This window comes from Nonomuraea fuscirosea (assembly GCF_003001935.1).
In the GTDB taxonomy this organism is placed as follows: Bacteria; Actinomycetota; Actinomycetes; order Streptosporangiales; family Streptosporangiaceae; genus Nonomuraea; species Nonomuraea fuscirosea.
Window position 1 is genome coordinate 14027 of record NZ_PVNG01000027.1, and the last position, 24716, is coordinate 38742.

Genomic DNA, 24716 nt, shown 5'->3' on the forward strand with positions numbered 1-24716 from the left:
CGCACCCCCGGCCCGCGACTTTTTTACGCGACCCTTTGTTCGCGGGCCGGCGGGGGGCGTCCTCCGTGCGCACGCGCGTGTTCACGCGCGTGCGCACAATATCGAAACAAGGCCCTCCTATTTCCCGGTTTGTCTCTCCGCTCAACGCTCCCCCTTTACTCGGTAACCGGCCTGCAAACCCCTGCTACATGGGGATTCATGCGCCTGCGGCCGATCAACGCGAGTGATAGAACTGCTGGCGTAGCTCAGCCGTAGCGGCACGCTTCGTGTGGTGCCCATAGCGCGCACGCCACGGCATACGGGGGTTATCGATTCGCATTTCCACCGCATTCGAGAGCGATCGATCACGAGCCGGGAAGGCAATCATGAATCGAGTAGTCAAGACGGCTATGGCCGTCACAGCATTCGGTCTGGCCGCGGCGGCGATGGCCGTGCCCGCGCAGGCCGAAGTTCAATACAGCATCGCCAGGTACGCTCCCATCGACGGCCAGGGGGCGGGCACCGCCGCAGCCGGCAGCCCGCTGGGCGGCCTCCTGAGCGGCCTGGCCGGCAAGGGTCTGCTGGGCGGCCTGCTGGACGGCCTCAAGGCCAAGTCCGCCGCCAAGCCGCCCACCCAGATGACGGAGGCGGAGCTCGACGCCGCCGCCGAGAACCAGGCCGAGCAGGGCATCTCGGCGAACGGCTTCGAGGACATCACCCAGGACGGTGGCCCGCTGCCCGAGCTGTCGCCCATCGTCGGCGGCTTCCCGCTCACCACCGGCAGCAGCCTCACCGGCTCGCTGCCCGTCCTGTCGGGCGCGGCCCGCATGGCGCAGCCGGCGACGCCCTCGGTCAAGGCGGGCAAGCAGGGTCGCGGCGAGGCCGCGGCCACCGGCACGTCCGCGCAGAGCGCGATCACCGGCCTGCTCGGGTCGCCCGCAGGGGGCGCGGTGACCCAGTTGCACGCCACCAGCCTGCTGCCGGCCTCCGACAGCGGCACCGTCATGGCCGGCACCACCAAGGGCTTCCAGTCCCTGTCGGCCGACCTCGTCCTCGGCGGTCTCGGCCAGGCCGCGCAGCGCGCCCTGCCGAACGCCACCGGCGGCGGGCTGGCCCCGATGATCGGGCACGTCGCGCCCGCCGAGATGGCGCCGGTCGTCGAGGCGCTGCCCGCGACCTCCCAGGCCGCCGCCATGGACGACCTCGCCCCGCTCGTCGAGGAGGGCGCGGGCTTCGTCCAGGCCCGCGGGACCAGGGCCGCCGGTTCCTACAGCGACGTCATCACCGCCCTCGGCTGGACCACCGACGCGCTGACGAGCTCGGTGCGGGACCGCTGGGTTCGCGACTAAGACCGCGACGGAGGCGCTGATGAGCGAGGCCGGCCCGAGCCCGGCAGTACGGTTCGCGGGCGTCCTAGGTGCCGACGCCCGGGCACCGGACCCGCCGGCGACGTGGCGGCCCGCTCGCGTGCCCCAGCTGTTCCCTGACGGCGGGTCCCGCATCGGGATGCTGCCACACTGACGCGGCAGGTCGCCGGGGCTCCCATGAGGTGCCGGGCGCCCGGGACACTGACGCGCGACGGTTGCGAGGCTCCCGCGAGAGCGGGCCGCCTCATCACGGGCCTGGGCGGACGCGCCCACGGCCAGGGCGCGGGCGCCGCTACTGCAGGGCAGCGGCGCCGCCCCACGCCGCCAACCCCTTGTGGTTGGCGGCGCTTTTCGTTGTACGGGGACGTGCCCTTCCTTCGTCTCGCCGTCCTGGGCGCGGGTTCAGGGTGGCTGTGGTGGCCGTGGAAGGCGCGAGGGGCGGTGGTTCGGCCTCGGGGCGTGGGGGGTCTTCCCGGGGCGTCGTGGCGGCTCTGAAGGCGTGGCGAGTCAGGGGAGACGGGTCAGGGGAGGCGGACGCCTGTGCGGCGGGCTATCTGGGCCTGCAGGCGGGCCATCTGCCAGTGCAGCTCGAGAAGCTGCTCGGCGAGCTGCATCCTCGGGATCTCGGACACCTCCTCGGTGGCCAGGTGGTCAATCGCGGCCGAAAGCTCTGCCATCGCGAGCCCCCACTCCATCACCGTTCCTCGGATCGAATTGACGTTCGAATCCTATCGGAACGGCAGGCTCGGTGTCAGTCTTTTGCCCCTCGGGTCGCGGGAGTTTCGTACACAAGATCGAACTGGAGGAGAGCGGGGCTCGCGTGGTGGCGGCGCGCCACTGGATCACTCCGCGCGAAGGCGCGAGAGATGGTGATCGAGCAGCGCCGCGACGTCGTCCGGGGTGTAGTGGCCGACCAGGGTGGGGTTGACGATGCCCAGGGCGAAGGCGTAGAGGAGGCTCGCCTCCTTGGCGGCCTCCAGGTGGGCGGCGAGTTGGCCGGCGCTCTGGGCGGCGCTGATCTGGTCGGTGAGGAGCGCCAGCAGGGCCGCGTAGCCCGCCCGCATCGCGGCCGCCTGGTCCTCGGACACGACCGAGCTCGCCTGGAACGCCAGCCCGATCCGGTTGAGGTAGCGGCGCTCCTCGTCCAGCGGCAGCAGCTCCAGGATGGCCGCGCGCAGCACGTCGAGCGGGGTGGTCCGGTCCGCGGCGACGGCCGCCACCCGTTCGCCGATCCAGATCGCGATGCGCTCCAGTGCCAGCAGCAGCATCTGGTCCTTCGTCGTGACGTAGTACTGCACCGCCCCCATCGACATGCCGGCCTCGGCGGCGACCTCCCTCAGGCTGACGCTCTCCATGCCCCTGGCGTGGATGACGCGGTGCACGGCCTCGGCGATGTGCCGACGCCGGGCGTCGTGGTCGACGATCTTCGGCATGTTCCGTCGCTTTCTCATGCGGGTGCATGGTAAAAACCGGCATGTTCTTTTATCATGCGACTGTATGACAACAAAAGTTCTGATCATCGGGATCGGTACGCGTGGGGACGTGGCGCCGTACGCGGGCCTCGGGGTGCGGTTACGCGAGGCCGGGCACGAGGTGACGATCGCCGCGCACGAACCCTACGCGGAGCTGGTGCCCGATGCGGGCCTGGCGTGCGTCACGCTTCCGGGGGACCCGCTCACCGCTCTGACCGGCCGCATCTCCATCAGCGCCTTCAGGGACTACAGCGAGCAGCTCGTCGAAGGCCTGGCCGGGCTGCGCGAGCGGGAGGCCGACGTGCTCCTGCTCGGCGTGGCGGGCGCGCCCGCCTGTCACGTCGCCGAGGCGATGGGGGTGCCGAGCATGGGCGTGCATCTGCAGCCGGTCGATCCCACCGGGGACTTCCCGCCGGTCATGAGCCTGCTCCGGCGCTCGCTCGGCCGGTGGGGGAACCGCAGGGCGGCGCGGCTGGCGTTCGAGGTGCCCGCCGCGGGCCCGCTGCTGGCCGGGCTGGGCGTGAGGATGCGGGCCCGGCTGGGCCTGCCCCCGATGACCCCGCGCGCCCTCTACCGGCGCAGGGAGAGCACGCGCTGGCCGGTCTTCCACGGGGTCAGCCCGCTGGTGCTGCCGCGCCCGGCCGACTGGCGGCCGGGGCTGGAGATCACCGGTTACTGGTGGCCGCCACGGCCGCGGGGCTGGCAGCCGGACCCGGTGCTGCGCGACTTCCTGGCGTCGGGGCCCGCACCGGTCTTCGTCGGTTTCGGCAGCCTGGCCGGTACGCGGGCCGAGCAGTACACCGCGCTGGCCGTGGACGCGTTGCGGCGGGCCGGGCTGCGCGGCGTGTTGCAGACCGGTGTCCGGGGGCTCCTCTCCGACGACGTGCTGGGGGTCGGCGACGTGCCGCACGACTGGCTGTTCCCCCGGATGGCCGCCGTCGCCCACCACTGCGGCGGTGGCACCACCGGAAGTGGGGTGCGGGCGGGGGTGCCCGCGGTGGCCGTGCCGGTCATGAACGACCAGCCGTTCTGGGCGTCCAGGCTGACGGCACTCGGTGTGGCCTCGGCCGCGATCCCGTTCCGCCGCCTGACGCCCGCGCGGCTGGCCGCCGCGCTCACCGCGGCGGTCACCGACCCGGGCTACGGGGAGCGGGCCCGGGCTCTCTCGGCCGGGGTCTCGGCGGAGGACGGTGCGGCGCCCGTGGTCGAGGCGGTGGACCGGCTCCAGGCCCGCGACGGGCCCGGCCGCCGGCACGGATGACGGGCCGGCGGTGGTGGGTGACGTCCGACGTGAGCCGCCCTGCTGACAGGCCGGCGGTGGCGGATGAAGTCCGACGTGAGCCGCCCCGCTGGTCGATCAGCCCTTGTTGTAGGCGGCGATGACCTCTTTCGGGTCGCCGTCCATTTTGATCTTGCCCTTGTGCAGCCAGATGACCCGGTTGCAGGTCTCCTCGATGACGCGCAGGTCGTGGGCGACCAGGAAGACGGTGCCGGCCGACTCGCGGATCTGGCGGATGCGCCCCTCGCTCTTCTTGCGGAACTCGCGGTCGCCGGTGGCCAGGGCCTCGTCGATGAGCAGGACGTCGTGGGTCTTGGCCGAGGAGATGGCGAAGCGCAGGCGGGCGCCCATGCCGGAGGAGTAGGTCGACATGGGTAGCTGGACGAACTCGTCGATGCCGGAGAAGTCGACGATCTCCTGGTATTTCTCCCTGACCTCGGCGGGCGTCATGCCCATGGCGTAACAGCCGAGGACGATGTTGCGCTCGCCGGTCAGCTCGCGCATGAGGGCCGCGTTGACGCCGAGCAGCGAGGGCTGGCCGTCGGTGTAGACGGCGCCCTCGTGCGGCGGCAGCAGGCCCGCGATGGCGCGCAGCAGCGTGGACTTGCCCGAGCCGTTGCGGCCCACGATGCCGATGGCGTCGCCATGGTAGGCCACGAAGGTCACGCCCTTGACCGCGTGGACCTCTTTCATCTGCGGCCGCCCCTGGCGCTTCAGGATGCGCGTGAGGGCGTTGACCGCGTTGCCCTTCTCGTTGTCCGAGGCGGCGCCGTAGACGCGGTAGACGATGTGGAGGTCGTCGACGATGACGGTGGGAGTGCCCGTGGGTACGTCGAGGGGCCGCTTGCCCGGGGGCTCCGGGTTGGGATGCACTCTGACATCCTTGCCGGGGACGGCGGGCTTGTCGCCCTTCACCTGTGACAGCTCCTTGGTCAGTTCAGCCACGCCCGTACCTCTCCTCGGACCGCCAGAAGAACCAGAAGCCGAAGCCGAGTGCGAACACCGCCCAGAATACGCAAGACATCCACACCATCGGAGGCGGGTGGTGGCCGTACTCCGGGTTGTGGGTGGCGATGAGGATCTCGCGCATCCACTCGATGAAGGAGGCCGCCGGGTTGAGATACATCACGTTGGCCACCCACTGGGGCAGCTGCGCGGCGTCGACGACCTTGTCCTGGATCGAGAAGAAGACGCCCGAGGCGTAGAGCCACGTGCGGGTGATGAACGGCAGCAACTGGTTGAGGTCGCGCATCGTGGCGCCGAGCCGGGCGACCACCAGTCCGGCGCCGACGTTGAACATCGTCTGCAGCAGGAGCACCACGGGGATCATGAGCCAATACCACGTGGGCCACTCCTGGGTGGCCACCACGAGCGCGAGCAGCACGCCCATGGAGATGGCGAGTTGCTGCAGCTCCTGGATCGTGTAGGCCAGCGGCAGCGACGCCCTGGGGAAGTGAAGTGCCCTGATCATCGACAGGTTGCCGGAGATCGACTTCGCGCCCGCGGTGACCGTGCGCTGCGTGAAGGTGAAGATGAACATCCCGGTCAGCAGGAAGGCCGGGTAGTTGTCGATGTTCTTGTTGCCGCCCAGGATGAGGCCGAACATCAGGAAGTAGATGCCGGCGTTGAGCAGGGGCGTCAGCACCTGCCACAGCTGGCCCAGCGCGGAGTTGGAGTATTTCGTGACGTTGCGTGAGGTCGCGTACGTCAGGATGAAATGACGCCGCTGCCACAGCTGGCGCAGGTAGACAGGAAACCTCGGCCGTGCGATGGCACGGCGAAGCCCGTATCTCTTGGCGAGCTTGGCCAGCGGCTCCTGCCCGCTTCGGCCGCCCGCCTGGGCGTCCGCTACAGCGGATTCCGGCTGGCTCATGGCAAGGACTCTATTGGATCCCGGTCGGTGGAGTGCCTGTCACGCGGGTCGGCGACAGTCTGTTGGACGGGGCTTGGCGACGCCGGGTTCCAAGGCGTCGTCAAGACCTGCTCAACCGTAGCCCAGGGAGGCGGGGTGTGGTGGCAAGGGCGCGACCACCGTCGTGTAGGGGGTATTTTTCATCGACTGTTCACGTCCGGGCTCTACCCTCTATCGTTGTTTGGGCTGTTTGTACGTTTCTGGGCTGAATGCCCGTGACGGTGGATAGGCACACGTGTGACCGAACTGCAATGCGCCAGAGACTCCCTGGTGGCAAGTAGTAAGGGATAGTCGCGATCGACTGGCAGGGCGTCGGCTGGTTTGACCATGTCAGCCAAATCCGGGGGGATACCAGGAACCCCCCGTCAGGCTGCTCCGGATCACCGCAGCTCAGCGCTTGGCGCCCACCTGTAGAGGGAGGAATTCTTTCACCATGCGTGTTACTAAGGGCGCACGGATCGTCGCCGGTACCGCGCTGCTCGCCCTCGCGGTTGCCGCGTGTGGCGGCGGTGCCTCGGACAGCGGCGGCACTGCCGCGGGCGGCGGGGAGACGCCGGTCCGCATGGAGATCGGTGAGCCCCAGGAGCTCCTGAACCCCCAGAACACGACCGAGACCGAGGGCTCTGAGGTCCTCGCCGCGGTGTTCTCGCCGCTCGTACGTTACGACGAGAACAAGCAGCCGGTCGAAGAGGCCGCCGAGTCGATCACCACGACGGACAGCAAGGTCTGGACGATCAAGCTGAAGTCCGGCTACACGTGGCACGATGGCACGCCGGTCACCGCAGCGGACTACGCGCGCGCGTGGAACTTCGCCGCCCTCCAGGACAACGCCATGAGCTCGTCCTACTTCTTCGGTCGCGTCGACGGGTACGAGGACGTGCACCCGGGTGAGGGCAAGACGCCGTCGGCCAAGGAGATGAAGGGTCTCAAGGTCGTCGACGACTCCACGCTCGAGGTCACCCTCGCGGCACCGTTCTCCCAGTTCAAGACGATGCTGGGCTACACCGCCTTCTACCCCATGCCGAAGTCGGCCATCGGCCCCGATGGCAAGGTGACCCAGGCCTTCGGCGAGCAGCCGATCGGCCAGGGCCTGTTCAAGCTGGACAAGCCCTACAAGAAGGGCACCGACCCGACCATCGAGCTGTCGGTCTACGACAAGTTCCCCGGAAAGAAGCCCACGGGCTGGACCAAGCTCCAGTTCAAGGTCTACACCAGCTCCGAGACCGCCTGGAACGACCTGCAGGCCGAGAACCTGGACATCCACGACTCGCTGCCGGCCACGGCCATCTCGACGGCCAAGCAGGTGCTCGGTGACCGGTACTTCGACGAGCCCGACGCCTCCATCGGCTACATCGGCACCCCGCTGAAGTACAACAAGGACTTCCAGAACGTCGACGTGCGCAAGGCCATCTCGATGGCCATCGACCGCAAGACGATCACGGACACGGTCTTCTCCGGCACCCGTTCGCCGGCCGACGACTTCATCAACCCGGCCATCCCCGGCTACCGCCAGGGCGCGTGCGAGGCGTGCACGTACAACCCGGCCGAGGCCAAGAAGCTGTACGAGGCCGCCGGCGGTCCGAAGACCATCGAGCTCGGCTACAACAACGACGGCGGCCACAAGGAGTGGATCGAGGCCGTCGCCAACAACCTGCGCGCCAACCTGGGCATCGAGGTCACTCCGAAGCCGTTCGAGAAGTTCCAGGGCATCCTGGACGCTCTGGACTCCAAGGAGTACAAGGGCCTGTTCCGGATGGGCTGGGCGATCGACTACCCGGCGGCCGAGAACTACCTGACCCCGATCTTCGGCACCGGCGCCATCGGCACCGGCTCCAACTACGGCGGCTACTCCAACAAGGACTTCGACGAGCTGGTGGCCAAGGGCGACCAGGCCACCGACTCGGCCGAGGGCCTGAAGTTCTACCAGCAGGCCGACGACATCCTGCTCAAGGACCTTCCGTACATCCCGGTCTACTTCTACCGGAGCAACTTCGGGCACTCGACGAAGGTCAAGAACGTCAAGCTCAACCTGCTCAACCAGATCAACTGGGCTGACATCGAGAAGGCCTGACGTCATTCGCCAGGTGGACGGCGGCTCCCGCCGTCCACCCGTCGGATGGCTGAACTTGGAGGCAGCCACTCGAGCCGGGTAAACCACGGACTCTGGGGGCTGCCTCCAAGTGTGTACCGGAGGGCTTGAATGGGCCGATATGTCATTAGGCGACTGATCCAGGCGATACCCGTCCTGCTCGGCGCCACGCTACTCATCTTCTGCATCGTCTTCGCACTGCCCGGAGACCCCATCGCGGCACTGTTCGGGGACAAGCGCCCGGACCCCGCGATCGCCGAGGTGCTGCGCGAGCAGTACCACCTCAACGATCCGCTGCTGCTGCAGTACTGGTACTACATCAGCGGCGTCCTCTTCCGCGGTGACTTCGGCGTGAACTTCGCCGACATCCCGGTGTCCCAGATCATGGCCGGCAAGTTCCAGATCACGCTGAACCTCGCGCTGACCGCCCTGACCATGGAGGCCGTCATCGGCGTCGGCCTGGGCCTGTGGGCGGCGCTGCGCCGCGGCAAGGCCACCGACACCATGATCCTGGCCTCGACGCTGCTGCTGATCTCGGTGCCCACGCTGGTGACCGGTTTCGTGCTGCAGCTCCTGCTGGGTGTGAAACTCAAACAGTGGACCGGAGCGGACATCTTCCCCGTGGCGGGCACGTTCGCGGGCTGGCGCAGCTACCTGCTGCCCGGCTTCGTGCTCGCGGGGACGTCCATCGCGTACCTGACCAGGCTCACCAGGACGAGCCTGGCGGAGACGCTGAGGGCGGACTACATCCGCACGGCCACGGCCAAGGGCCTGTCCAGACGCCGGGTCGTCGGCAGGCACGGCCTGCGCAACGCGCTGATCCCGCTGGTCACCTATCTGGGCGCCGACCTCGGCAACCTGATGGGCGGCGCGGTGATCACCGAGACGATCTTCAATCTCCAGGGGATCGGAAACCAGCTCTTCACGTCGGTGTACCTGCGCGAACAACCCGTCGTCGTCGGTATCGTCACCGTACTGGTGCTGGTCTACATCCTGGCCAACCTGGTCGTCGACTTGTTGTACGCCGTGCTAGACCCGAGGATCCGCTATGAGTAACCCAACCCCGCCGGTCGGGCCGGGACTCCCGGAGACGCAGACCATGGTCTCGGACACGGTGACCGCGCCCGCGCCGCACCGCCAGGGCAAGCACAAGCAGGCCAAGGGCGGCAAGCCCGCGAGCCTGTGGACCGACGCCTGGTACGACCTCAGACGCCGGCCGATGTTCATCCTGTCGGTGGTCATCATCCTGATCCTGCTGGTCATGTCGTTCTGGCCGCAGCTGTTCACCTCGGTCGACCCGTTCAACGCCAGGACGTGCGACCTGTCCACGGCGCGGCAGGGGCCCAGCGCGGGCCACCTGTTCGGCCGCGACAACCTGGGCTGCGACGTCTACGCCAGGACGATCTACGGGGCCCGCAACTCCATCGTGATCGGCGTGCTGACCACGATCATCACCACGCTCGTGGGCGGGCTGTTCGGCATCGTCGCCGGCTACAAGAGCGGCCTGGTCGACTCGGTCTCCTCGCGGCTCACCGAGGTCTTCTTCGCCATCCCCCCGATCCTGGGCGCCCTGCTGATCGCGGCCACGTTCCGCGGCCGGGCCAACAGCATCCTGCTGGTCATCATCGCGCTGGCGGTGCTCGGCTGGCCGATGACGTACCGCATCATGCGAGCGGCCGTGATCACGGCGAAGAGCCAGGACTTCGTGGTCGCGGCCAGGGCACTGGGCGCGGGAGCGGGCCGGATCATGTTCCGCCACCTGCTGCCCAACTCGGTGGCCCCGGTCATCGTCGTGGCCACGATCAACCTGGGCGGGTTCATCGCGGCCGAGGCCGCGCTGTCCTTCCTGGGTGTCGGCGTGCTGTCGCCGGACATCTCCTGGGGCCTGATGATCGCCGACGCGCGCGACAGGTTCCTGGAGGCGCCGCTGCCGCTGATCTTCCCGGCCGTGTTCCTGTGCGTCACCGTGCTGGCGTTCATCATGATGGGCGACGCCGTGCGCGACGCGCTCGATCCGAAGCTCAGGTAGGAGGGAGGATCAAAGTGACGAAGACGACTCCGGACGCGTTGCCCGCCGAGGGAGGGCCGGGCGACGGGCCGCTGCTCGCCGTCGACAACCTGCACGTGGAGTTCCAGACCCGCGCGGGCGTCGTGCGCGCGGTCAACGGCGTGAGCTACACGGTCGGCGCGGGTGAGACCCTCGCCGTGCTGGGCGAGTCGGGCTCGGGCAAGTCCGTGACGGCCCAGGCCATCATGGGCATCCTCGACATGCCGCCGGCGGTCATCCCCAAGGGGGAGATCCGCTTCAGGGGCACCGACCTGCTCAAGCTGTCGGAGGACGCCCGCACGCAGGTGCGCGGGCAGCGGATCGCGATGATCTTCCAGGACGCGCTCTCCGCCCTCAACCCGGTCTTCACCGTGGGCTGGCAGATCAGCGAGATGTTCCGGGTGCACCGGGGCATGTCCAAGGCCGACGGCATGAAGAAGGCCGTCGAGCTGATGGACCGGGTCCGCATCCCGGCCGCCAGGCAGCGCGTGCACGACTATCCGCACCAGTTCTCCGGGGGCATGCGCCAGCGCATCATGATCGCCATGTCGATCGCGCTGGACCCCGAGGTGCTGATCGCGGACGAGCCGACCACGGCGCTGGACGTGACCGTCCAGGCGCAGATCATGGAACTGCTGGCCGACCTGCAACGCGAGAGCCAGATGGGCCTGATCCTCATCACCCACGACCTCGGTGTCGTGGCCGACGTGGCCGACAAGATCGCGGTCATGTACGCGGGGCGCATCGTGGAGAACGCCCCCGTGTACGACATCTACAAGGCGCCCGCGCATCCGTACACGAAGGGCCTGCTGGACTCGATCCCCAGGGTCGACCTCAAGGGCCAGGAACTGTACGCGATCAAGGGTCTGCCGCCCAACCTGCTGGACCTGCCGTCGGGCTGCTCGTTCAACCCGCGGTGCCCGTACCGGCAGGACAACTGCGTGACCGACGCCCCCCCGCTCTACGAGATCAGCGGCGTGCGCAGCAGCGCCTGCCACTACTGGAGGGAGGTCCTCGATGGCGAGCGGCAGTGATCGCATTCTCGAGGTGCGCGACCTGGTCAAGCACTTCCCGCTGACGCAGGGCATCGTCTTCAAGAAGCAGATCGGCGCGATCAAGGCCGTCGACGGCGTCTCGTTCGACCTGAACAGGGGCGAGACGCTGGGCATCGTGGGCGAGTCGGGCTGCGGCAAGTCCACCCTCGCCAAGGTGCTGATGGCGCTGGAGCGGCCCACCTCGGGCTCGGTCAAGATCGACGGCCGGGACATCGCCAAGGCCAGGGGTGGCGAGCTCAAGCGCATGCGGCGCAACATCCAGATGGTGATGCAGGACCCGTACACCTCGCTGAACCCCCGGATGACCGTCGGCGACATCATCGGCGAGCCGTACGAGATCCACACGGAGGTCGCCCCCAAGGGCGACCGGCGCACGAAGGTGCAGGAGTTGCTGGAGGTGGTCGGACTCAACCCCGACCACATCAACCGCTACCCGCACCAGTTCTCCGGCGGGCAGCGGCAGCGCATCGGCATCGCCCGCGGGCTGGCGCTGCAGCCGGAGATCATCGTCTGCGACGAGCCGGTCTCCGCGCTCGACGTGTCGATCCAGGCGCAGGTCATCAACCTGCTCGAACGGCTGCAGAACGAGTTCAACCTGGCCTACATCTTCATCGCCCACGACCTGTCGGTGGTGCGCCACATCTCCGACCGGGTCGGCGTGATGTACCTGGGCAAGTTCGTGGAGCTGGGCAAGGACACGGAGATCTACGACCGGCCGGCGCATCCGTACACGCAGGCGCTGCTGTCGGCGGTGCCGGTGCCCGACCCCGAGGGCCGGGAGCAGCGGGAGCGGATCATCCTCCAGGGCGACCCGCCGTCGCCCGCCAACCCGCCGAGTGGGTGCCGGTTCCGCACGCGGTGCTGGAAGGCGCAGGAGATCTGCGCGGAGGAGGAGCCGCTGCTGCAGATCCGGCCGGGCACGGCGCACGAAAGCGCCTGCCATTTCGCCGAAACCCACGATGTGGTGCACGTAGGCTGATCTCTTTTCTGGAGGGTCCATCTGTTACGGCGGCGCCGGGTTGCCCCAGACGCCGCACGTGGCTGATGGCCCTCCAGGGAGACGCTGTCTGAACCCGTCAGTGGCGGGCCGCCGTCACGGCGCCCTGTGGGCCCCGTGACGTGGTTCAGAAGCCGGACCACGTTCCGGGGCTCAGCGGGTGGCGATGATCGCTGAGCCGTGGCCGAACAGGCCCTGGTTGGCCGCCAGGCCGACGCGGGCGTTCTCCACCTGGCGCGGCCCCGCCCGGCCGCTCAGCTGGGCGGTCAGCTCGCAGAGCTGGGCGATGGCCTGAGCCGGGATCGCCTCGCCGAACGAGGCCAGGCCGCCCGACGGGTTGACCGGGATGCGGCCGCCCAGGGCGGTCTGGCCGTCGCGGAGCAGCTTGTCCGCCTCGCCGGGCGGGCAGAGGCCGACGTCCTCCATCCAGTCCAGCTCCAGCGCCGTGGACAGGTCGTAGACCTCGGCCAGCGACACGTCCTGCGGGCCCAGGCCCGCCTCCTCGTAGGCCGCGTGCGCGATCGCGGCCCTGAAGGGCCGGTGGCCGGGCGGGGGCTCGGTGACGCGGGAGTCCGTGGCGAAGTCGGGCAGCTCCAGCACCGTGTTCGGGAAGGTCGGCGTTACCGTGGAGACGGCGGCCAGGCGTACCAGGGTGCCGCCGTGGCGGCGGGCGTACCCCTCCGAGGCCAGGACCACCGCCGCGCCGCCGTCCGAGGTGGCGCAGATGTCCATCAGGTGCAGCGGGTCGGCCACCATGGGGGAGGCCAGCACCTGCTCGGCGGTGACCCGCTCGCGGTAGCGGGCCATCGGGTTGAGCGAGCCCGCCAGCGCGTTCTTGACCTTGACGGCGGCGAAGTCCGCCGGCGTCGAGCCGTGCACGGCCATCCGGCGGCGGGCGTAGAGGGCGAAGTAGGCGGGGTTCGTGGCGCCCAGGAGGCGGAAGCGCAGCCAGTCGGGGTCGTCGGGGCGGTCGCCGCCGACCGGTTTGAAGAAGCCCTTCGGGGTCGCGTCCGCGCCGATCACGAGGGCGACGTCGCACAGCCCGGCCAGGATCCTGGCGCGGGCGATGTCCAGCGCCTGGGCGCCCGACGCGCAGGCCGCGTAGCAGGAGGCGACCCTGGCACCCGACCAGCCCAGCGCCTTGGCGTAGGAGGCACCGGAGACGAAGCCCGGGTAGCCGTTCCTGATGGTGTCCGCGCCGACCACGAACTGCACGTCCGTCCAGGCCAGGCCGGCGTCCTTGAGCGCCTCGCGGGCGGCGGCCACGCCGTAGTCGAGGAACGGGCGGCCCCACTTGCCCCACGGGTGCATCCCGGTGCCCATCACGACCACGCTCACGACGCTCGCCTCCAGCGGTGCGGCTCTGTCACGGGCCTCATGACGCTCGCCTCCAGCGGTGTGCCCCTCATGACGCTCGCCCCCACATCCACACGAGCGGGCCGTCGGCCAGGGGGCCAGAGGTCAGCTCCAGTTCCATGCCGACCGTGAGCTCGTCCACCGTCAGGCCCTTGACCTGCCCGAGCACCACGATCCCGACCTCGTCGAGCTCGACCGCGGCCAGTGTGACCGGCTCGTACGGCTGCGCGGCCACGTACGGCGCCGGCGGCGGGTAGCAGGCGTTGGTGTACGACCAGACGCGCCCGCGCCGAGGCAGCCGGAACACCTCCATGTCCGTGCTCGTGCACCGGGGATCGGGGCACGAGTCGTGCCGTGGCGGGAAGCAGACCGTTCCGCAGGCCGGGCACCGGGTGCCCAGCAGGCGGACGCCCTCTTCCTCGATGGCGAACCAGCCGTCGATGGCGTACGTCATAGCCGGAGTATCACACAAGCGCTTGCTAGGTTACATCCCTTCGCCGTCCCCGGCGGCGCAGCACCACCCGTGCCGACATCACCGCCATCAGCATCAGCATGCCGCCCACCACCGGCATCCGGGTGGCCGGCACGGGCCCGTCGCCGAAGTACGGCCCTGGGCCGGCCATGGCCGTGACCGGCATCGCCAGCCGGTCCGCCGTCCGCAGGGCGAGCAGCGCGTCGACCACGCCGTGCCCGTAGGCGGGGCTGTAGCCGCCCGACGGCCGCCGCCCGGTGCCCAGCTCGATGGCCCGGCGCACGTGGTAGGGAGACATGTCGGGATGCGCCGAGCTGATCAGCGCCGCGATGCCCGCGACCATGGCGGCGGCCGAACTCGTGCCGTCACCGACCACGTATGAGGTGCCCGCGTCGGCCGTGACGATCTGCGTGCCGGGCGCCACCACCGAGACGTAGTCCTGCTTGTTGGAGAACCGGGCCACCTTCATCCGCCGGTCGACCGCGCCCACCGCGATCACCCCCGGATAGGCGGCGGGGAAGTTCTTCCTGTTGGCGGTGGCCCCGTCGTTGCCCGAGGAGGCCACCAGCACCGCTCCCTTGCTGATCGCGTGCTGGACGGCCTCCTCCTCCGCCGCGTACCCCTCCCACGCGCCGCTGCCGCCGCCGAGCGACATGCTGATGACGTCGGCGCCGTGGTCGGCCGCGTACCGGATGCCCCTGGCCAGCGCGTCGCGCCAGCCGGAGAGCTGCCTGCCGCGCCGGGGGTCGCCGTTCTCCAGCGTCACCCGCACCGACAGCACCGTGGCGGCCGGGGCCACGCCCATGATCCCGCTGCCGTCGCCGTGACCGCGGCCCGCGATCAGGCTGGCCATGGCGGTGCCGTGCGGGCCCCACGGCCGGTCGCCCGTGCCGGTCAGGTCGGGGCCCTCGATGACGGCGCCGCGCAGGTCGGGGTGGTGCGCGTTCACGCCGGTGTCCAGGACGGCCACCACGACGCCCTCGCCCTTGCTCAGCCGCCACGCCTCGGGCAGCCGCAACGTGCCCAACTGCCACTGCCCGGCCCGCGCCGCCTCCCCCAGATCCCCGACGTCATCCACCACATCCGCCACCCCGGCAACGCTCGCCGCCCCGGTCGCGTCGGTGGTGCCGGCCCCGCCGATGGTGCCGGTTGTGAGAGTGGTGCCGCTTGTGTGGGTTGTGCTGGTCGCGTGGACGGTGCCTGCTCTGCCGGTGGTGCCGGTTGTGTGGGCGGTGCTGGTCGTGTCGGCGGTGCTCGCTCTGTCGGTGGTGCTGGTCGCGTGGGCGGCGGTGCCGGGGACGGCGATGACGGCCGCCAGGCCGGTCAGCAGCGTCGGGACGATGAGCCGCCTCATCGGGTCAGCGCCTGGTGCAGGACCGTCGCCAGTTGCCGGGCCGCGTGGCGCAGCCGGGCCACGGCGCCGTCGCCCGGCCGGTACGTCCGCCCGTCGGCGTATCCGGCGGCCGTGGCCACCACATAGCGCTCGTCGGAGTCGACCACGACGCCGGTGAAGTACTGCCGATCGCCGAACCGCTCGGCCGCTCCGCCGGGGAAGGCCACCGGCCGCACCGTCGCGGGCCGCCCCGCGTCGGCGAGAACGACTCCGAGATCGGCGACGGACCCGGCCACCACACCGGCCGAGGTCCCGGCCCAAGACCCGGCCGCGAGATCGGCCGAGGGTCCGGCCGCGAGACCGAATCCCAGGTCGGCGGAGGACCCGACGGCTTGCCCGGCGCTCGGGTCGGCGGCTGACCTGCCGTCCTGTCGGGCGTCCGGGTCGGCGGCTGGCCTGCCATCCTGCCCGGTTCCCGGGTCGGCGGTCGATCCAGCGGCCTGTCCGGCGTCCGGGTCGGCGGCCGGTCCGCCAACCTGCCGAGCCCCCGGGTCGGTGGCGGTGGTCGTGCGGTTGGCGAGGACGGCGATGCCGACGGTGACGACGAAGGTGCGGGTGCTGTCCGCGTACGTGGCGCGTAAGGCCGTGCGGCAACTCGAACGTACGGCGGCGGGCTGGAAGGCGCGCCGGCAGGGCGCCTCGGGGGCGACTCCGGCCAGCACGTACGTGACCCGCGCCCCCGAAGGGCTGGAGCCGGGCACCGAGTCGGGGAAGACCCGGGCGACCGGCCACGCGTGCCAGCGCTCTGAGACGGTCGGCACCGGTGAGGGCCAGACCGCGGCCATGATGGACAACAGCACAAGGGACAAATGGAACATGTCAACCTCGAACGGGAGGGGAGGGACCTCCGATCTGTTCCGCATTCTGACACGAGAGCGTTCAGACATTCCGACGCTTCGGTAAACAGACCGATACGCGGAGTAATTCCGATCTATGGCTTTCCGCCTACGGTGTGGGCGAAAGTCGGACATGTGCCCCAGGTGGGAGCCCCAGCCGCTGGGCCGCGTCGCCGCAGTTGATCGCGATGGCGATCAGCCCGGCCGAGTCCGCGAACGCGACCAGTTCCCCCGGCGGCACCGCCGCGTACGTCTCACGGAAGGGAAGCGCGAGCTGCCGCCGCCCCAGCCACACCCCCAGCGTGTCACCCACCCGCACACCCAGCGCCTGAAGGTCGCCGGCCGCGATCGACAGCTGCGTGTTGCCGTACCGGTCCACCGAGACCACCTCGCCCTCCACCGAGCCATCGCGCAGCTGCGACGTCGGCTCGGGCAGCGAGACCAGCCTGCCCAGCGGCACCTCGGGCCCCAGGTCCGCGGTGCGCAGCCCGCCGAACAGCCGCCCCGCGACCGGCGCGAACACGTCGCGCCCGTGGAAGGTGGGCGAGACCGGATGCAGGAAGTGCGCGGAGTTGCTGATCTCGTACGCCGCCACCGCCCCGCCGCTGGCGTGCACCGCCCACGACAGCAGCCCGTTGTCGGGGCCGATGAACACCCGGCCGCCCGCCTCCACGGCCACCGCCCGCCTGGCCCCGCCCGCGCCCGGATCGACCGCGCCGATGTGGATGCCCTGCGGCAGATAGGGGATCGTCTGGGCCAGGACCGCCGCTCCGCGCCGTACGTCGCCGGAGGGGATCAGGTGGCACACGTCGATCACGCGGGCCTCGGGAGCGATGCCGGCGATCACCCCATGACAGGCCGCCACGTAACCGTCTTCGAGCCCGTAATCGGTGAGGAGCGTGATGACAGAGGTCACATTTGGTGACTGTACGTCCCGCAATCCGCCGTGAACAGCCGCCAATCCGCCGTGAACGGCCGCACTCGGCACATTACGATGGCCTCGGGCCGCGTGCGAGCGACGTGACCGACGCTCGCCCCTTTCGAGGAGGACACCATGGGAGCACCGCTCAGCGGTGACAATGCTGCCCAGGAACCGTCCCGACAACCCCTCTCACAACGCGACATCGAGCTCCTCGCCTTCGAGCGCCAATGGTGGCGCTACGCGGGCGCGAAGGAGCAGGCCATCAAGGAGAGCTTCGGTTTCTCCGCCACGCGCTACTACCAGCTGCTCAGCGAGCTGATCGACCGGCCGGAGGCACTGGAGCAGGACCCCATGCTGGTCAAGAGGCTGCGCCGGCTACGCTCCACCCGCCAGCGCGAGCGCGCCGCCAGAAGGTTTGGCATGCGCCCCTGACCGGCTGGGTACGGCAGGCGCGTGAAGAACATCCCTGGAATCGAAGCGATCTTGCGTGATCCGGCGGGCGCCGTGATCGGGCTCGACTTCGACGGCACACTGTCGCCGATCGTGCCCGATCCGGCCGAGGCCGTGATCCACCCGGAAGCGCCCGAAGTACTCGCCGACCTGGGCGCTCACGTCCTCGCGGTGGTCGTCGTGACCGGCAGGCCCGCGGCCACCGCGCTGGAGCTCGGCCCCGGCCTGGCCGACGTGGAGGGGCTGGTCGTGCTCGGGCACTACGGCTTCGAACGCTGGGAGGACGGCCGCGTCTCCGCGCCCCCGCCCCCGCCAGGGGTGCCCAGGGCCGAGGCGGAGCTGCAACTGCTGCTCGGCACGCTCGATCTGCCGGGCGTCGTCATCGAGGACAAGGGCCGGGCCGTGGCCGTGCACACCAGGCGCAGCCCCGACCCCGAGGGCGCGCTGGCCGTGCTGCGCGAGCCGCTGGCCAAGCTGGCCGCGAAGCACGACCTGGTGATCGAGCCGGGACGCATGGTGCTGGAGCTGCGGCCGCCCGGCATGGACAAGGGACACGCGCTGAGCCTGTTCCTGGCCGAGAAGGCGGCGAGATCGGTGATGTTCGTCGGTGACGACCTGGGCGATCTGGCCGCGTTCGACGCCGTACGCGCCTCGGGGCTGCCCGGGGTGACCGTGTGCAGCGGCTCCGCCGAGGTGACGGCGCTGGCCGAACGGGCCGACATCGTGGTGGACGGGCCGCAGGGTGTGGTGGCGCTGCTGCGTGAGCTGGGGTCGGCGTTCAGTCGTTCGTGATCGGGCTGCAAGTCGCGCTCCCTAGGGTCGGTCCCATGTCCAAGCGTCATCTCGCCGTCGCGACCCTGACCGCGATCGCCCTCCTGGCCGCACCTTTCCCCGCGTACGCCACCAGCGGCACGCACGCCGCGAACGCCACCAGCGGCGCGTCCACTCAGCCCCTCAAGCTCAGGGGCGGGCTGACGCTCCATCTGCCGATCAAGTGGGCGGTGCACCGGGTCAGCCCCGACTGGATCCACGTGGTCACCGGCAGCTGCGCCAAGCCCTCCGGCGGTTACGGCACCCCCGGCTGCCGCGGCTTCTGGGTGCTCGGCCCCAAGGCCATCAAGCACGGCAATGAGCTCTTCCACGCCTACGACGGGACCAGGCCGTTCTACCCCGCGACCGACGTGCAGCAGTGTCCGAGCAACGGCAAGTGGGGGCAGATCCTCGGCTCGGCCAAGGTCAAGGGCCTGCGCCAGTTCGGTCCCGGGCACAAGGCGGCCTACCGCGAGTGGCGGGCGAGCTGCGTCTCGTACGCGAACGGCAAGGTGAAGTCGCGCTACACACAGCGCGAGTGGTACCTGCCGAAGACCAGGATCCTCGTCGTCGACCAGTGGAGCACGCCGGGCCTGTCCGCCGCGCTCAGGAACGCCGACTGGAACTGAGCACCCCGGCCACGGCCAGGCCGATGAGCACCGGCACCAGGAGGAACGCCTTCCAGGTGCCGAAGCCGTCGGCGAGCGCGCCGAGCGCGAGCGGGCCGGCCGCGATGGCGGCTCCCGCCCAGATCGGCGAGGCCGCGGCCGCCAGGTCGGCCCGGCCGCCCGCGCCGGCGATCAGCCCCGACAGCGCCAGCGGGAAGTGCAGCGAGGCGCCGAGCCCGCAGACCACCAGCCCGGCGTAGGAGAGTGCCGGGTGGGTGCTCAGCCAGAACAGCAGCCAGCCCGCGAACGCCACCGCCAGCGCCCCCACGAACAGCGGCACCGTGGGCAGGCGCAGCGCCAGTTGCGCCCCGGCGAACCGGCCGGCCGCCAGCCCGCCCACGAACGCGGTCAGCCCCGTGGCCGCCGCGGCCGCGCTGAGTCCCGTACGGCCGGCGAACAGGTCGGCGGCCCACAGGTTGAACGTGAACTCCATCGCCACGCAGCAGAACAGCACGAGCCCCGCCAGATGGAACCCCCACCCCGGCCTGCCCACCGCCTCCGCGCCCCCGCCCGCACTGGCCGCCCGCTCCGGGCTCCCGCCCGGACCGGCCTCCGTCTTCGCGCCCACAGCGGCCCCGGCGGCCCCGGCGGCCTGGTGCGAGCCGGGCGGCGGCGGGGGCCAGACGCGGCCCATGAACAGCGCCAGCAGCACGCTCACGACCGGCGTGACCAGCAGCGCCGCCCGCCAGCCGAACGCGGTCTGGGCGACCACGCTGAGGCAGAACGTCATCCCCATGCCCACCACCACGCCGACGGCGTTGGCCTCGCTGATCGCGGCCGGTCCCGCCGGGCCGTGGTGGTCGCTGAGCGCGGCCATGGCGGTGTAGAGCATGATCGCGCTGAACCCGCCGGAGACGCCGTACCCGAGCATGGTCAGCGGCAGGGCGTCGGCGGGGACGATCATGAGCAGGCCGGCGTTCATCCCGGCCAGGCCGATCCAGGTCGTCGCGCGCCGGCCGAACCTGCGGGTGAGCGCCGGCAGTAGCAGCCCGGCCGCGATCGTGCCCGCGGCCATGGCGGTGCCGTGCAGGCCCGCCACGGTGGCCGGGACGCGCAGGTCGGCGCGGAGCAGCGGCAGGGCGGCGCTCAGGCCGTACATGTAGGTGGCGAACGCGCTGAGCTGGAGGTAGATGAGCCAGGTCGGGCGATCTCGGATCAGCCGGATGGGCGGTAAGACCATGCTCACCCGGCAGCCTCCCGATCGGTGAGGGGATCGCCCTCCCATAGTAGGTCAGCGCCCGGAACCGGCCCGGGTCAGGGCGGCGGCGCCGGGTCAGGTCAGGGCGTCGAGCCGGGTCAGGTCAGGGCGTCGAGCTGGGCGGCGAACCACTTCTGCGGCGGCAGGGCGGTCGCGGCGGCGTGCAGCTTGTCGCGGCGCATGCGCCGCTCGTCCTCCGGCATGACCAGCGCGTCGTGCAGAGCCGCGGCCGTGCCGCTGATGTCGTACGGGTTGACCAGGAGCGCGTGCTGGCCCAGCTCGGCCGCCGCCCCCGCCTCCCGCGACAGCACCAGCGCGCACCGCTCGGACAGGACCGGCCCCTCCTTGGCGACCAGGTTCATGCCGTCGCGGATGGGGTTGACGAGCAGCACGTCGGCCATCCGGTACGCGGCCAGCGAACGCGGGTAGTCGTCGTTGACGTTGAGGATCAGCGGGTCCCAGTCGTCGGTGGCGTACTCGTCCTCGATCTCCTGGGCGCGGCGCTGCACCGACGCGGTGTATTCGCGGTATTCGGGCAGGTCGTGCCGGCTGGGATAGGCGAAGGCGAGGTGGACGACGCGGCCGTGCCACTCGGGATGGGCGGCCAGGAACTCGCGGTAGGCGATCAGGCCGCGGACGATGTTCTTCGACAGCTCGGTGCGGTCGATGCGGACGATCAGCCTGCGGTCGCCCACCTGCTCCCTGAGCGCGGTCATGTGGGACTCGACGTCGGGCTCGCAGGCCCGCTCCCACAGCGCCGAGCCGTCCACGCCGAGGCTCTGCACCCCGATGCGGGTGGTGCGGCCCTCGTGGGTGACGCTGCGCCCGACGCGGTCGGCCTCCGCGCCCAGCAGGCGCTCGCAGCAGTCCATGAACGCCTGCGCCCATCGGTCGGTGAGGAACCCGGCGTGATCGGCCCCCAGGATGCCCTCCAGGACCTCGCGCGCCACCTCGTCGGGCAGCAGGGAGAAGTATTCGGGCGGCGCCCACGGCGTGTGGCTGAAGTGGGCGATGCGCAGGTCGGGCCGTTCGGCGCGGAGCATGGCGGGGGTCAGCGTCAGGTGGTAGTCCTGCACCATCACGCGGGCGCCGTGGCCGGCCTCCTCGGCCAGCGCCAGCGCGAACGCGCCGTTGTAGTCGCGGTAGGACTCCCACTCGCGCTCGAACCTGGTGCCGAAGTTGGGCGTGTTGGGGATGTCGTAGAGCAGATGGTTGACGAACCACAGGGTGGAGTTGGCCACGGCGTTGTAGGCGCGGTGGAAGACGGCGGGCGCGATGTCGAGCATCCGCAGCGGGCCGGTGTCGTAGCCGGCCTGGTCGATGCGGCCGCCGGCGGCCAGGCGCACGGCGCTGCGGTCGCCGTCGGACAGCGCGGCGCAGATCCACAGCACGCCGTCGTCCTTGGCCACGCCCGACAGGCCCGAGACCAGGCCGCCGCCGCCGCGCCTCATGGTCAGCTCACCGTCGTCGGAGACGGTGAAGGAGACCGGGCCTCTGTTGGAGGCGAGCAGGACGCTGTTCATGGACATCCTCGGTCACGAGTCGCGGGATTGACGCGCGGACCGCGGCATCTCGCGTGCGGAGGGGCGAGGAAGTCAACTAGGCTCCCATCGATCACAAACATAGGATCCCATCTATGGCGCTTGATGAGCTAACCGAGGAACTCGCCCGCTCCGCGGCCGGAGGAGACCATCGCGCACTTGGCGAGCTCCTGGCGCGGATCGAGCCTGATGTGATGCGCCACTGCGCCCGGATCCTCCCCTATCACCAGGATGCGGAAGAGGCCTCGCAAGATACGTTGCTGGCCGTGGCGCGCAACATCGGGCGTTTCGAGGGGCGGGCCAGGTTCAGCACCTGGCTGCACATCGTGACCGCCAACTGCGCGCGGACGACATACCGGACGCTCAAGCGCAGGGCGGCCGAGCAGAGCTCGGACGAGCTGCCCATGCAGAAGCCGGACGTGCGGCGGGTCAGCGTGATCGCGGGCTCGCGGCTCGACCTGCTCGACGCGATGGAGGCGCTGGAGGCCGACAAGCCCGACCTGGCGCAGGCGCTGGTGCTGCGCGACATCGTCCAGCTCGACTACAACGAGGTGGCCGAGCAGCTCGGCATTCCGCTCGGCACCGCGAAGTCCCGCATCCACCAGGCACGCAAGTACGTCCAGGGCGTCCTGGGCGAGGACTATCGCTGAGACCGCCCGTCCCACATGATGAGACGGGTGGAAGTTTCGGCCACTTGAGCGGGTAGAGTCCAGTTCAACAACTTCATATTGCTCATCCAGAGGGGTGGAGGGACCGGCCCTGCGAAGCCCCGGCAACCCTCCCGGCTTTCGACTCGCGACCTGGCGAGGCCGACCGGGACTAGGTGCCAATTCCGGTTCGCGGTCAAGGTGGCCGTGGGCGAAGATGAGGGAAGGCCTCGCTTCATGTCGCTCGACTTTGGTCCTGCTGTCGGTCTGTCCTGCCGCGAGTGCGGCGCGCGTTACCCCCTGGGTCCCAGTTTCGCCTGTCTGGAGTGTTTCGGGCCGCTTGAGGCGGCCTACGACTTCGGCACGGTGACCCGGGCGCAGATCGAGTCCGGTCCGGCCAACATCTGGCGTTACCGGGCACTCCTCCCCGTTCCGACGGACGTGACCGAAAAGCCGAATATGAACCCCGGCTGGACCAAATTGGTCAAGGCCGGAAACCTCGGCAAGGCGCTCGGGCTCAAATCCCTGCACGTGAAGGACGACTCGGGAAACCCCACCCACTCCTTCAAGGACCGCGTGGTCGCGATGGCCGTCGAGGCGGCCCGCAACTTCGGCTTCCACACCCTTTCCTGCTCCTCCACGGGCAACCTCGCGGGCGCGGTGACCGCCGCCGCGGCGCGGGCCGGGCTCGACGCCTGCGTGTTCATCCCGGCCGACCTCGAAGCCGCGAAGATCGCCATGGCCCGCGTGTTCGGCGGGCGGCTGATCGCGATCGACGGCACCTACGACGAGGTCAACCGGTTCTGTTCCGAGCTGATCGGCGACCCCATGGGCGACAAGTGGGGCTTCGTCAACGTCAACCTGCGGCCCTACTACGCCGAGGGCTCCAAGACGCTCGCGTACGAGATCGCCGAGCAGCTCGGCTGGCGGCTGCCCGAGCAGATCGTCATCCCCATCGCCTCGGGCTCGCAGCTCACCAAGATCGACAAGGGCTTCAAGGAGCTCATCCGGCTGGGGCTGGTCGAGGACACGCCCTACAAGATCTTCGGGGCGCAGGCCGAAGGCTGCTCGCCGGTGTCGGCCGCGTACAAGGCCGGTCACGACGTCGTCCAGCCGGTCAAGCCCGACACCATCGCCAAGTCGCTGGCCATCGGCAACCCGGCCGACGGTCCCTACGTGCTGGACATCGCACGACGCACCGGAGGGGGCGTCGAAGACGTCACGGACGCCGAGATCGTGGCCGCCATCAAGCTGCTCGCCTCCACCGAGGGCATCTTCGCCGAGACCGCGGGCGGGGTGACCGTGGGCGTGCTGAAGAAGCTGGCCGAGAGCGGCAGGCTCGATCCCGAGGCCGAGACCGTGGTGCTGAACACCGGCGACGGGCTCAAGACGCTCGACGCCATCAGCGACGACGCCGCGCCCACGGCCGTCATCCGGCCCTCCCTCGACGCGTTCCGCGCGACTGTCTGACAACCAGGAAAGGCGACATTTACCATGAGCGTTTCTGTGCGGATTCCCACCATTCTGCGCACCTACACCGGGGGCAACGCCGAAGTGAGTGGCGAAGGCGCGACTCTTCGTGACGTACTCGCCAAGCTGGACTCCGACTACCCCGGCATCGGCGCGAGAATTCTGGATGAATCGGGCAAGATTCGACGTTTCGTCAACGTTTATGTTGGGGAAGAGGACGTCCGTTTCGCCGAGGGTCTCGACACTCCCGCCCCAGAGGGCACCCAGATCTCCATCATCCCCGCGGTCGCCGGCGGCTGAGCGCCGCGCGAACCCCGACCGTTGAAGGCGCCCCTTGTGGGCGCCTTCTGCTTTTCCTGGGCTAATTCAACGTTGTACGAGGTTCGCTGCGAAGAAATACCTGGTTTGCAGATTGACTCTGTTGCCAAACCCCGTGCCACAGGTATGGTCGAGGGCGATCGTCTGCCTGATTTTCAAGTTATGTCAGACGATTACAGGCCTCGCGGAGGAATGGGCGAGATCTGAGAGACCAGTAAGAGGAGTCGGAAGTGGCGCAGGGCACCGTCAAGTGGTTCAACGCGGACAAGGGCTACGGCTTCATCGCGGTAGACGGTGGTAAGGATGTATTCGTCCATTACTCAGCGATCATGATGGACGGGTACCGCTCTCTCGAACAGGGTCAGCGTGTCGAGTTCGAGATCACGCAGGGCCAGAAGGGGCCGCAGGCGGAGTCCGTCCGCACGGTCTGAGGTCACA

The 24716-nt window shown here is 69.9% G+C and carries 25 protein-coding genes and 1 riboswitch; of the genes, 14 read left to right on the top strand and 11 right to left on the bottom strand.

The window, feature by feature from the left end; translation table 11 throughout:
• Positions 1 to 389 precede the first annotated feature (389 nt).
• Complete coding sequence (locus B0I32_RS46090; protein ID WP_106250565.1) at positions 390 to 1328, top strand: hypothetical protein; 939 nt, start codon at positions 390 to 392, stop codon at positions 1326 to 1328.
• Positions 1329 to 1867: 539 nt separating this feature from the next.
• Here B0I32_RS46090 and B0I32_RS58365 read toward each other — a convergent pair.
• Both B0I32_RS58365 and B0I32_RS46095 read right to left on the bottom strand, forming a co-directional pair.
• Positions 1868 to 2023 (bottom strand): hypothetical protein, encoded by a 156-nt coding sequence (locus B0I32_RS58365; RefSeq protein ID WP_181308554.1) that lies wholly within the window; start codon positions 2021 to 2023, stop codon positions 1868 to 1870.
• A gap of 165 nt (positions 2024 to 2188) precedes the next feature.
• Positions 2189 to 2797: a TetR/AcrR family transcriptional regulator gene (locus tag B0I32_RS46095; RefSeq protein WP_181308525.1), complete on the bottom strand. Its 609-nt coding sequence runs from the start codon at positions 2795 to 2797 to the stop codon at positions 2189 to 2191.
• Positions 2798 to 2843: 46 nt separating this feature from the next.
• Between B0I32_RS46095 and B0I32_RS46100 the strand changes: the two genes are divergently transcribed.
• Positions 2844 to 4079 carry a glycosyltransferase gene (locus B0I32_RS46100; RefSeq protein WP_106250569.1) on the top strand — a complete coding sequence of 412 codons (1236 nt, stop codon included), beginning with the start codon at positions 2844 to 2846 and terminating at the stop codon, positions 4077 to 4079.
• Positions 4080 to 4175: 96 nt separating this feature from the next.
• Here the strand turns inward: B0I32_RS46100 and B0I32_RS46105 are convergent, their stop codons facing one another.
• Positions 4176 to 5042 carry an ABC transporter ATP-binding protein gene (locus B0I32_RS46105; RefSeq protein ID WP_181308528.1) on the bottom strand — a complete coding sequence of 289 codons (867 nt, stop codon included), beginning with the start codon at positions 5040 to 5042 and terminating at the stop codon, positions 4176 to 4178.
• A complete protein-coding gene (locus tag B0I32_RS46110; RefSeq protein ID WP_106250570.1) occupies positions 5035 to 5970 on the bottom strand; it encodes an ABC transporter permease in 936 nt (311 codons plus the stop codon). Before B0I32_RS46110 ends, B0I32_RS46105 begins: the two co-directional genes overlap by 8 nt.
• A gap of 472 nt (positions 5971 to 6442) precedes the next feature.
• Here B0I32_RS46110 and B0I32_RS46115 point away from each other — a divergent pair, with 472 nt between their 5' ends.
• The 5 genes from B0I32_RS46115 to B0I32_RS46135 all read left to right on the top strand — a co-directional run bounded on the left by B0I32_RS46115 (position 6443) and on the right by B0I32_RS46135 (position 12179).
• A complete protein-coding gene (locus B0I32_RS46115; protein WP_106250572.1) occupies positions 6443 to 8080 on the top strand; it encodes a peptide ABC transporter substrate-binding protein in 1638 nt (545 codons plus the stop codon).
• 129 nt (positions 8081 to 8209) lie between these two features.
• Complete coding sequence (locus B0I32_RS46120) at positions 8210 to 9154, top strand: ABC transporter permease (RefSeq protein ID WP_106250573.1); 945 nt, start codon at positions 8210 to 8212, stop codon at positions 9152 to 9154.
• A complete protein-coding gene (locus B0I32_RS46125; protein ID WP_245956535.1) occupies positions 9147 to 10127 on the top strand; it encodes an ABC transporter permease in 981 nt (326 codons plus the stop codon). Before B0I32_RS46120 ends, B0I32_RS46125 begins: the two co-directional genes overlap by 8 nt.
• Positions 10128 to 10141: 14 nt before the next feature.
• Complete coding sequence (locus B0I32_RS46130) at positions 10142 to 11179, top strand: ABC transporter ATP-binding protein (RefSeq protein ID WP_181308530.1); 1038 nt, start codon at positions 10142 to 10144, stop codon at positions 11177 to 11179.
• Positions 11163 to 12179, top strand: coding sequence for an ABC transporter ATP-binding protein (locus B0I32_RS46135; RefSeq protein WP_106250578.1), 1017 nt, complete (start codon positions 11163 to 11165; stop codon positions 12177 to 12179). The genes B0I32_RS46130 and B0I32_RS46135 overlap by 17 nt, the downstream gene beginning before the upstream one ends.
• Before the next feature lie 171 nt (positions 12180 to 12350).
• Here the strand turns inward: B0I32_RS46135 and B0I32_RS46140 are convergent, their stop codons facing one another.
• From B0I32_RS46140 to B0I32_RS46160, 5 genes are all read right to left on the bottom strand, one after another.
• Positions 12351 to 13535 carry a lipid-transfer protein gene (locus tag B0I32_RS46140; protein WP_245956537.1) on the bottom strand — a complete coding sequence of 395 codons (1185 nt, stop codon included), beginning with the start codon at positions 13533 to 13535 and terminating at the stop codon, positions 12351 to 12353.
• Between the two features lie 67 nt (positions 13536 to 13602).
• Entirely contained in the window at positions 13603 to 14007 is a 405-nt protein-coding gene (locus B0I32_RS46145) for a Zn-ribbon domain-containing OB-fold protein (protein ID WP_106250580.1), read from the bottom strand.
• 25 nt (positions 14008 to 14032) lie between these two features.
• Positions 14033 to 15379, bottom strand: coding sequence for a S8 family serine peptidase (locus B0I32_RS46150; protein WP_219912353.1), 1347 nt, complete (start codon positions 15377 to 15379; stop codon positions 14033 to 14035).
• Positions 15376 to 16236: a hypothetical protein gene (locus B0I32_RS46155; protein ID WP_146178558.1), complete on the bottom strand. Its 861-nt coding sequence runs from the start codon at positions 16234 to 16236 to the stop codon at positions 15376 to 15378. Before B0I32_RS46155 ends, B0I32_RS46150 begins: the two co-directional genes overlap by 4 nt.
• Positions 16237 to 16363: 127 nt before the next feature.
• Positions 16364 to 17170, bottom strand: coding sequence for an SAM hydrolase/SAM-dependent halogenase family protein (locus B0I32_RS46160; protein ID WP_106250583.1), 807 nt, complete (start codon positions 17168 to 17170; stop codon positions 16364 to 16366).
• A gap of 138 nt (positions 17171 to 17308) precedes the next feature.
• Between B0I32_RS46160 and B0I32_RS46165 the strand changes: the two genes are divergently transcribed.
• From B0I32_RS46165 to B0I32_RS46175, 3 genes are read left to right on the top strand one after another with little or no spacing between them, the layout of a single operon-like run.
• Positions 17309 to 17608, top strand: coding sequence for a DUF3263 domain-containing protein (locus B0I32_RS46165; protein WP_106250585.1), 300 nt, complete (start codon positions 17309 to 17311; stop codon positions 17606 to 17608).
• A gap of 21 nt (positions 17609 to 17629) precedes the next feature.
• The gene (gene otsB / locus B0I32_RS46170) at positions 17630 to 18418 is read left to right on the top strand and encodes a trehalose-phosphatase (protein WP_245956540.1); all 789 of its coding nucleotides are present in this window, start codon (positions 17630 to 17632) and stop codon (positions 18416 to 18418) included.
• Between the two features lie 35 nt (positions 18419 to 18453).
• Positions 18454 to 19065: a hypothetical protein gene (locus tag B0I32_RS46175; RefSeq protein ID WP_106250586.1), complete on the top strand. Its 612-nt coding sequence runs from the start codon at positions 18454 to 18456 to the stop codon at positions 19063 to 19065.
• Here B0I32_RS46175 and B0I32_RS46180 read toward each other — a convergent pair.
• Both B0I32_RS46180 and B0I32_RS46185 read right to left on the bottom strand, forming a co-directional pair.
• On the bottom strand, positions 19043 to 20284 hold the full coding sequence (locus B0I32_RS46180; protein ID WP_245956559.1) for an MFS transporter: 1242 nt from the start codon (positions 20282 to 20284) through the stop codon (positions 19043 to 19045). The two genes, B0I32_RS46175 and B0I32_RS46180, sit on opposite strands and share 23 nt — an antisense overlap.
• A gap of 116 nt (positions 20285 to 20400) precedes the next feature.
• Positions 20401 to 21831, bottom strand: coding sequence for an alpha,alpha-trehalose-phosphate synthase (UDP-forming) (locus B0I32_RS46185; RefSeq protein WP_407674813.1), 1431 nt, complete (start codon positions 21829 to 21831; stop codon positions 20401 to 20403).
• A gap of 206 nt (positions 21832 to 22037) precedes the next feature.
• On the opposite strand from B0I32_RS46185, the gene B0I32_RS46190 reads away from it, so the two are divergent.
• From B0I32_RS46190 to B0I32_RS46205, 4 genes are all read left to right on the top strand, one after another.
• Entirely contained in the window at positions 22038 to 22493 is a 456-nt protein-coding gene (locus tag B0I32_RS46190; protein ID WP_245956561.1) for an RNA polymerase sigma factor, read from the top strand.
• A gap of 79 nt (positions 22494 to 22572) precedes the next feature.
• Positions 22573 to 22714: riboswitch (SAM riboswitch) on the top strand.
• A 13-nt stretch (positions 22715 to 22727) separates the two neighbouring features.
• Positions 22728 to 23960: a threonine synthase gene (gene thrC / locus B0I32_RS46195; protein WP_106250592.1), complete on the top strand. Its 1233-nt coding sequence runs from the start codon at positions 22728 to 22730 to the stop codon at positions 23958 to 23960.
• A gap of 24 nt (positions 23961 to 23984) precedes the next feature.
• Positions 23985 to 24260 (top strand): MoaD/ThiS family protein, encoded by a 276-nt coding sequence (locus tag B0I32_RS46200; RefSeq protein ID WP_043633550.1) that lies wholly within the window; start codon positions 23985 to 23987, stop codon positions 24258 to 24260.
• A gap of 248 nt (positions 24261 to 24508) precedes the next feature.
• Complete coding sequence (locus B0I32_RS46205) at positions 24509 to 24709, top strand: cold-shock protein (RefSeq protein ID WP_106250594.1); 201 nt, start codon at positions 24509 to 24511, stop codon at positions 24707 to 24709.
• The last annotated feature ends 7 nt before the right edge of the window (positions 24710 to 24716 follow it).

Excerpts from the sequence above, each read along its gene's own strand:
- B0I32_RS46200 (WP_043633550.1), top strand. The coding sequence starts at position 23,985 with ATGAGCGTTTCTGTGCGGATTCCCACCATTCTGCGCACCTACACCGGG.
- B0I32_RS46155 (WP_146178558.1), bottom strand. The coding sequence starts at position 16,236 with ATGTTCCATTTGTCCCTTGTGCTGTTGTCCATCATGGCCGCGGTCTGG.
- B0I32_RS58365 (WP_181308554.1), bottom strand. The coding sequence starts at position 2,023 with ATGGCAGAGCTTTCGGCCGCGATTGACCACCTGGCCACCGAGGAGGTG.
- B0I32_RS46185 (WP_407674813.1), bottom strand. The coding sequence starts at position 21,831 with ATGTCCATGAACAGCGTCCTGCTCGCCTCCAACAGAGGCCCGGTCTCC.
- B0I32_RS46190 (WP_245956561.1), top strand. The coding sequence starts at position 22,038 with ATGCGCCACTGCGCCCGGATCCTCCCCTATCACCAGGATGCGGAAGAG.
- B0I32_RS46135 (WP_106250578.1), top strand. The coding sequence starts at position 11,163 with ATGGCGAGCGGCAGTGATCGCATTCTCGAGGTGCGCGACCTGGTCAAG.
- B0I32_RS46150 (WP_219912353.1), bottom strand. The coding sequence starts at position 15,379 with ATGAGGCGGCTCATCGTCCCGACGCTGCTGACCGGCCTGGCGGCCGTC.
- B0I32_RS46180 (WP_245956559.1), bottom strand. The coding sequence starts at position 20,284 with ATGGTCTTACCGCCCATCCGGCTGATCCGAGATCGCCCGACCTGGCTC.
- B0I32_RS46120 (WP_106250573.1), top strand. The coding sequence starts at position 8,210 with ATGGGCCGATATGTCATTAGGCGACTGATCCAGGCGATACCCGTCCTG.
- B0I32_RS46165 (WP_106250585.1), top strand. The coding sequence starts at position 17,309 with ATGGGAGCACCGCTCAGCGGTGACAATGCTGCCCAGGAACCGTCCCGA.
- thrC (WP_106250592.1), top strand. The coding sequence starts at position 22,728 with ATGTCGCTCGACTTTGGTCCTGCTGTCGGTCTGTCCTGCCGCGAGTGC.
- B0I32_RS46095 (WP_181308525.1), bottom strand. The coding sequence starts at position 2,797 with ATGAGAAAGCGACGGAACATGCCGAAGATCGTCGACCACGACGCCCGG.
- B0I32_RS46100 (WP_106250569.1), top strand. The coding sequence starts at position 2,844 with ATGACAACAAAAGTTCTGATCATCGGGATCGGTACGCGTGGGGACGTG.
- B0I32_RS46175 (WP_106250586.1), top strand. The coding sequence starts at position 18,454 with ATGTCCAAGCGTCATCTCGCCGTCGCGACCCTGACCGCGATCGCCCTC.
- B0I32_RS46145 (WP_106250580.1), bottom strand. The coding sequence starts at position 14,007 with ATGACGTACGCCATCGACGGCTGGTTCGCCATCGAGGAAGAGGGCGTC.
- B0I32_RS46090 (WP_106250565.1), top strand. The coding sequence starts at position 390 with ATGGCCGTCACAGCATTCGGTCTGGCCGCGGCGGCGATGGCCGTGCCC.
- B0I32_RS46125 (WP_245956535.1), top strand. The coding sequence starts at position 9,147 with ATGAGTAACCCAACCCCGCCGGTCGGGCCGGGACTCCCGGAGACGCAG.
- B0I32_RS46115 (WP_106250572.1), top strand. The coding sequence starts at position 6,443 with ATGCGTGTTACTAAGGGCGCACGGATCGTCGCCGGTACCGCGCTGCTC.
- B0I32_RS46110 (WP_106250570.1), bottom strand. The coding sequence starts at position 5,970 with ATGAGCCAGCCGGAATCCGCTGTAGCGGACGCCCAGGCGGGCGGCCGA.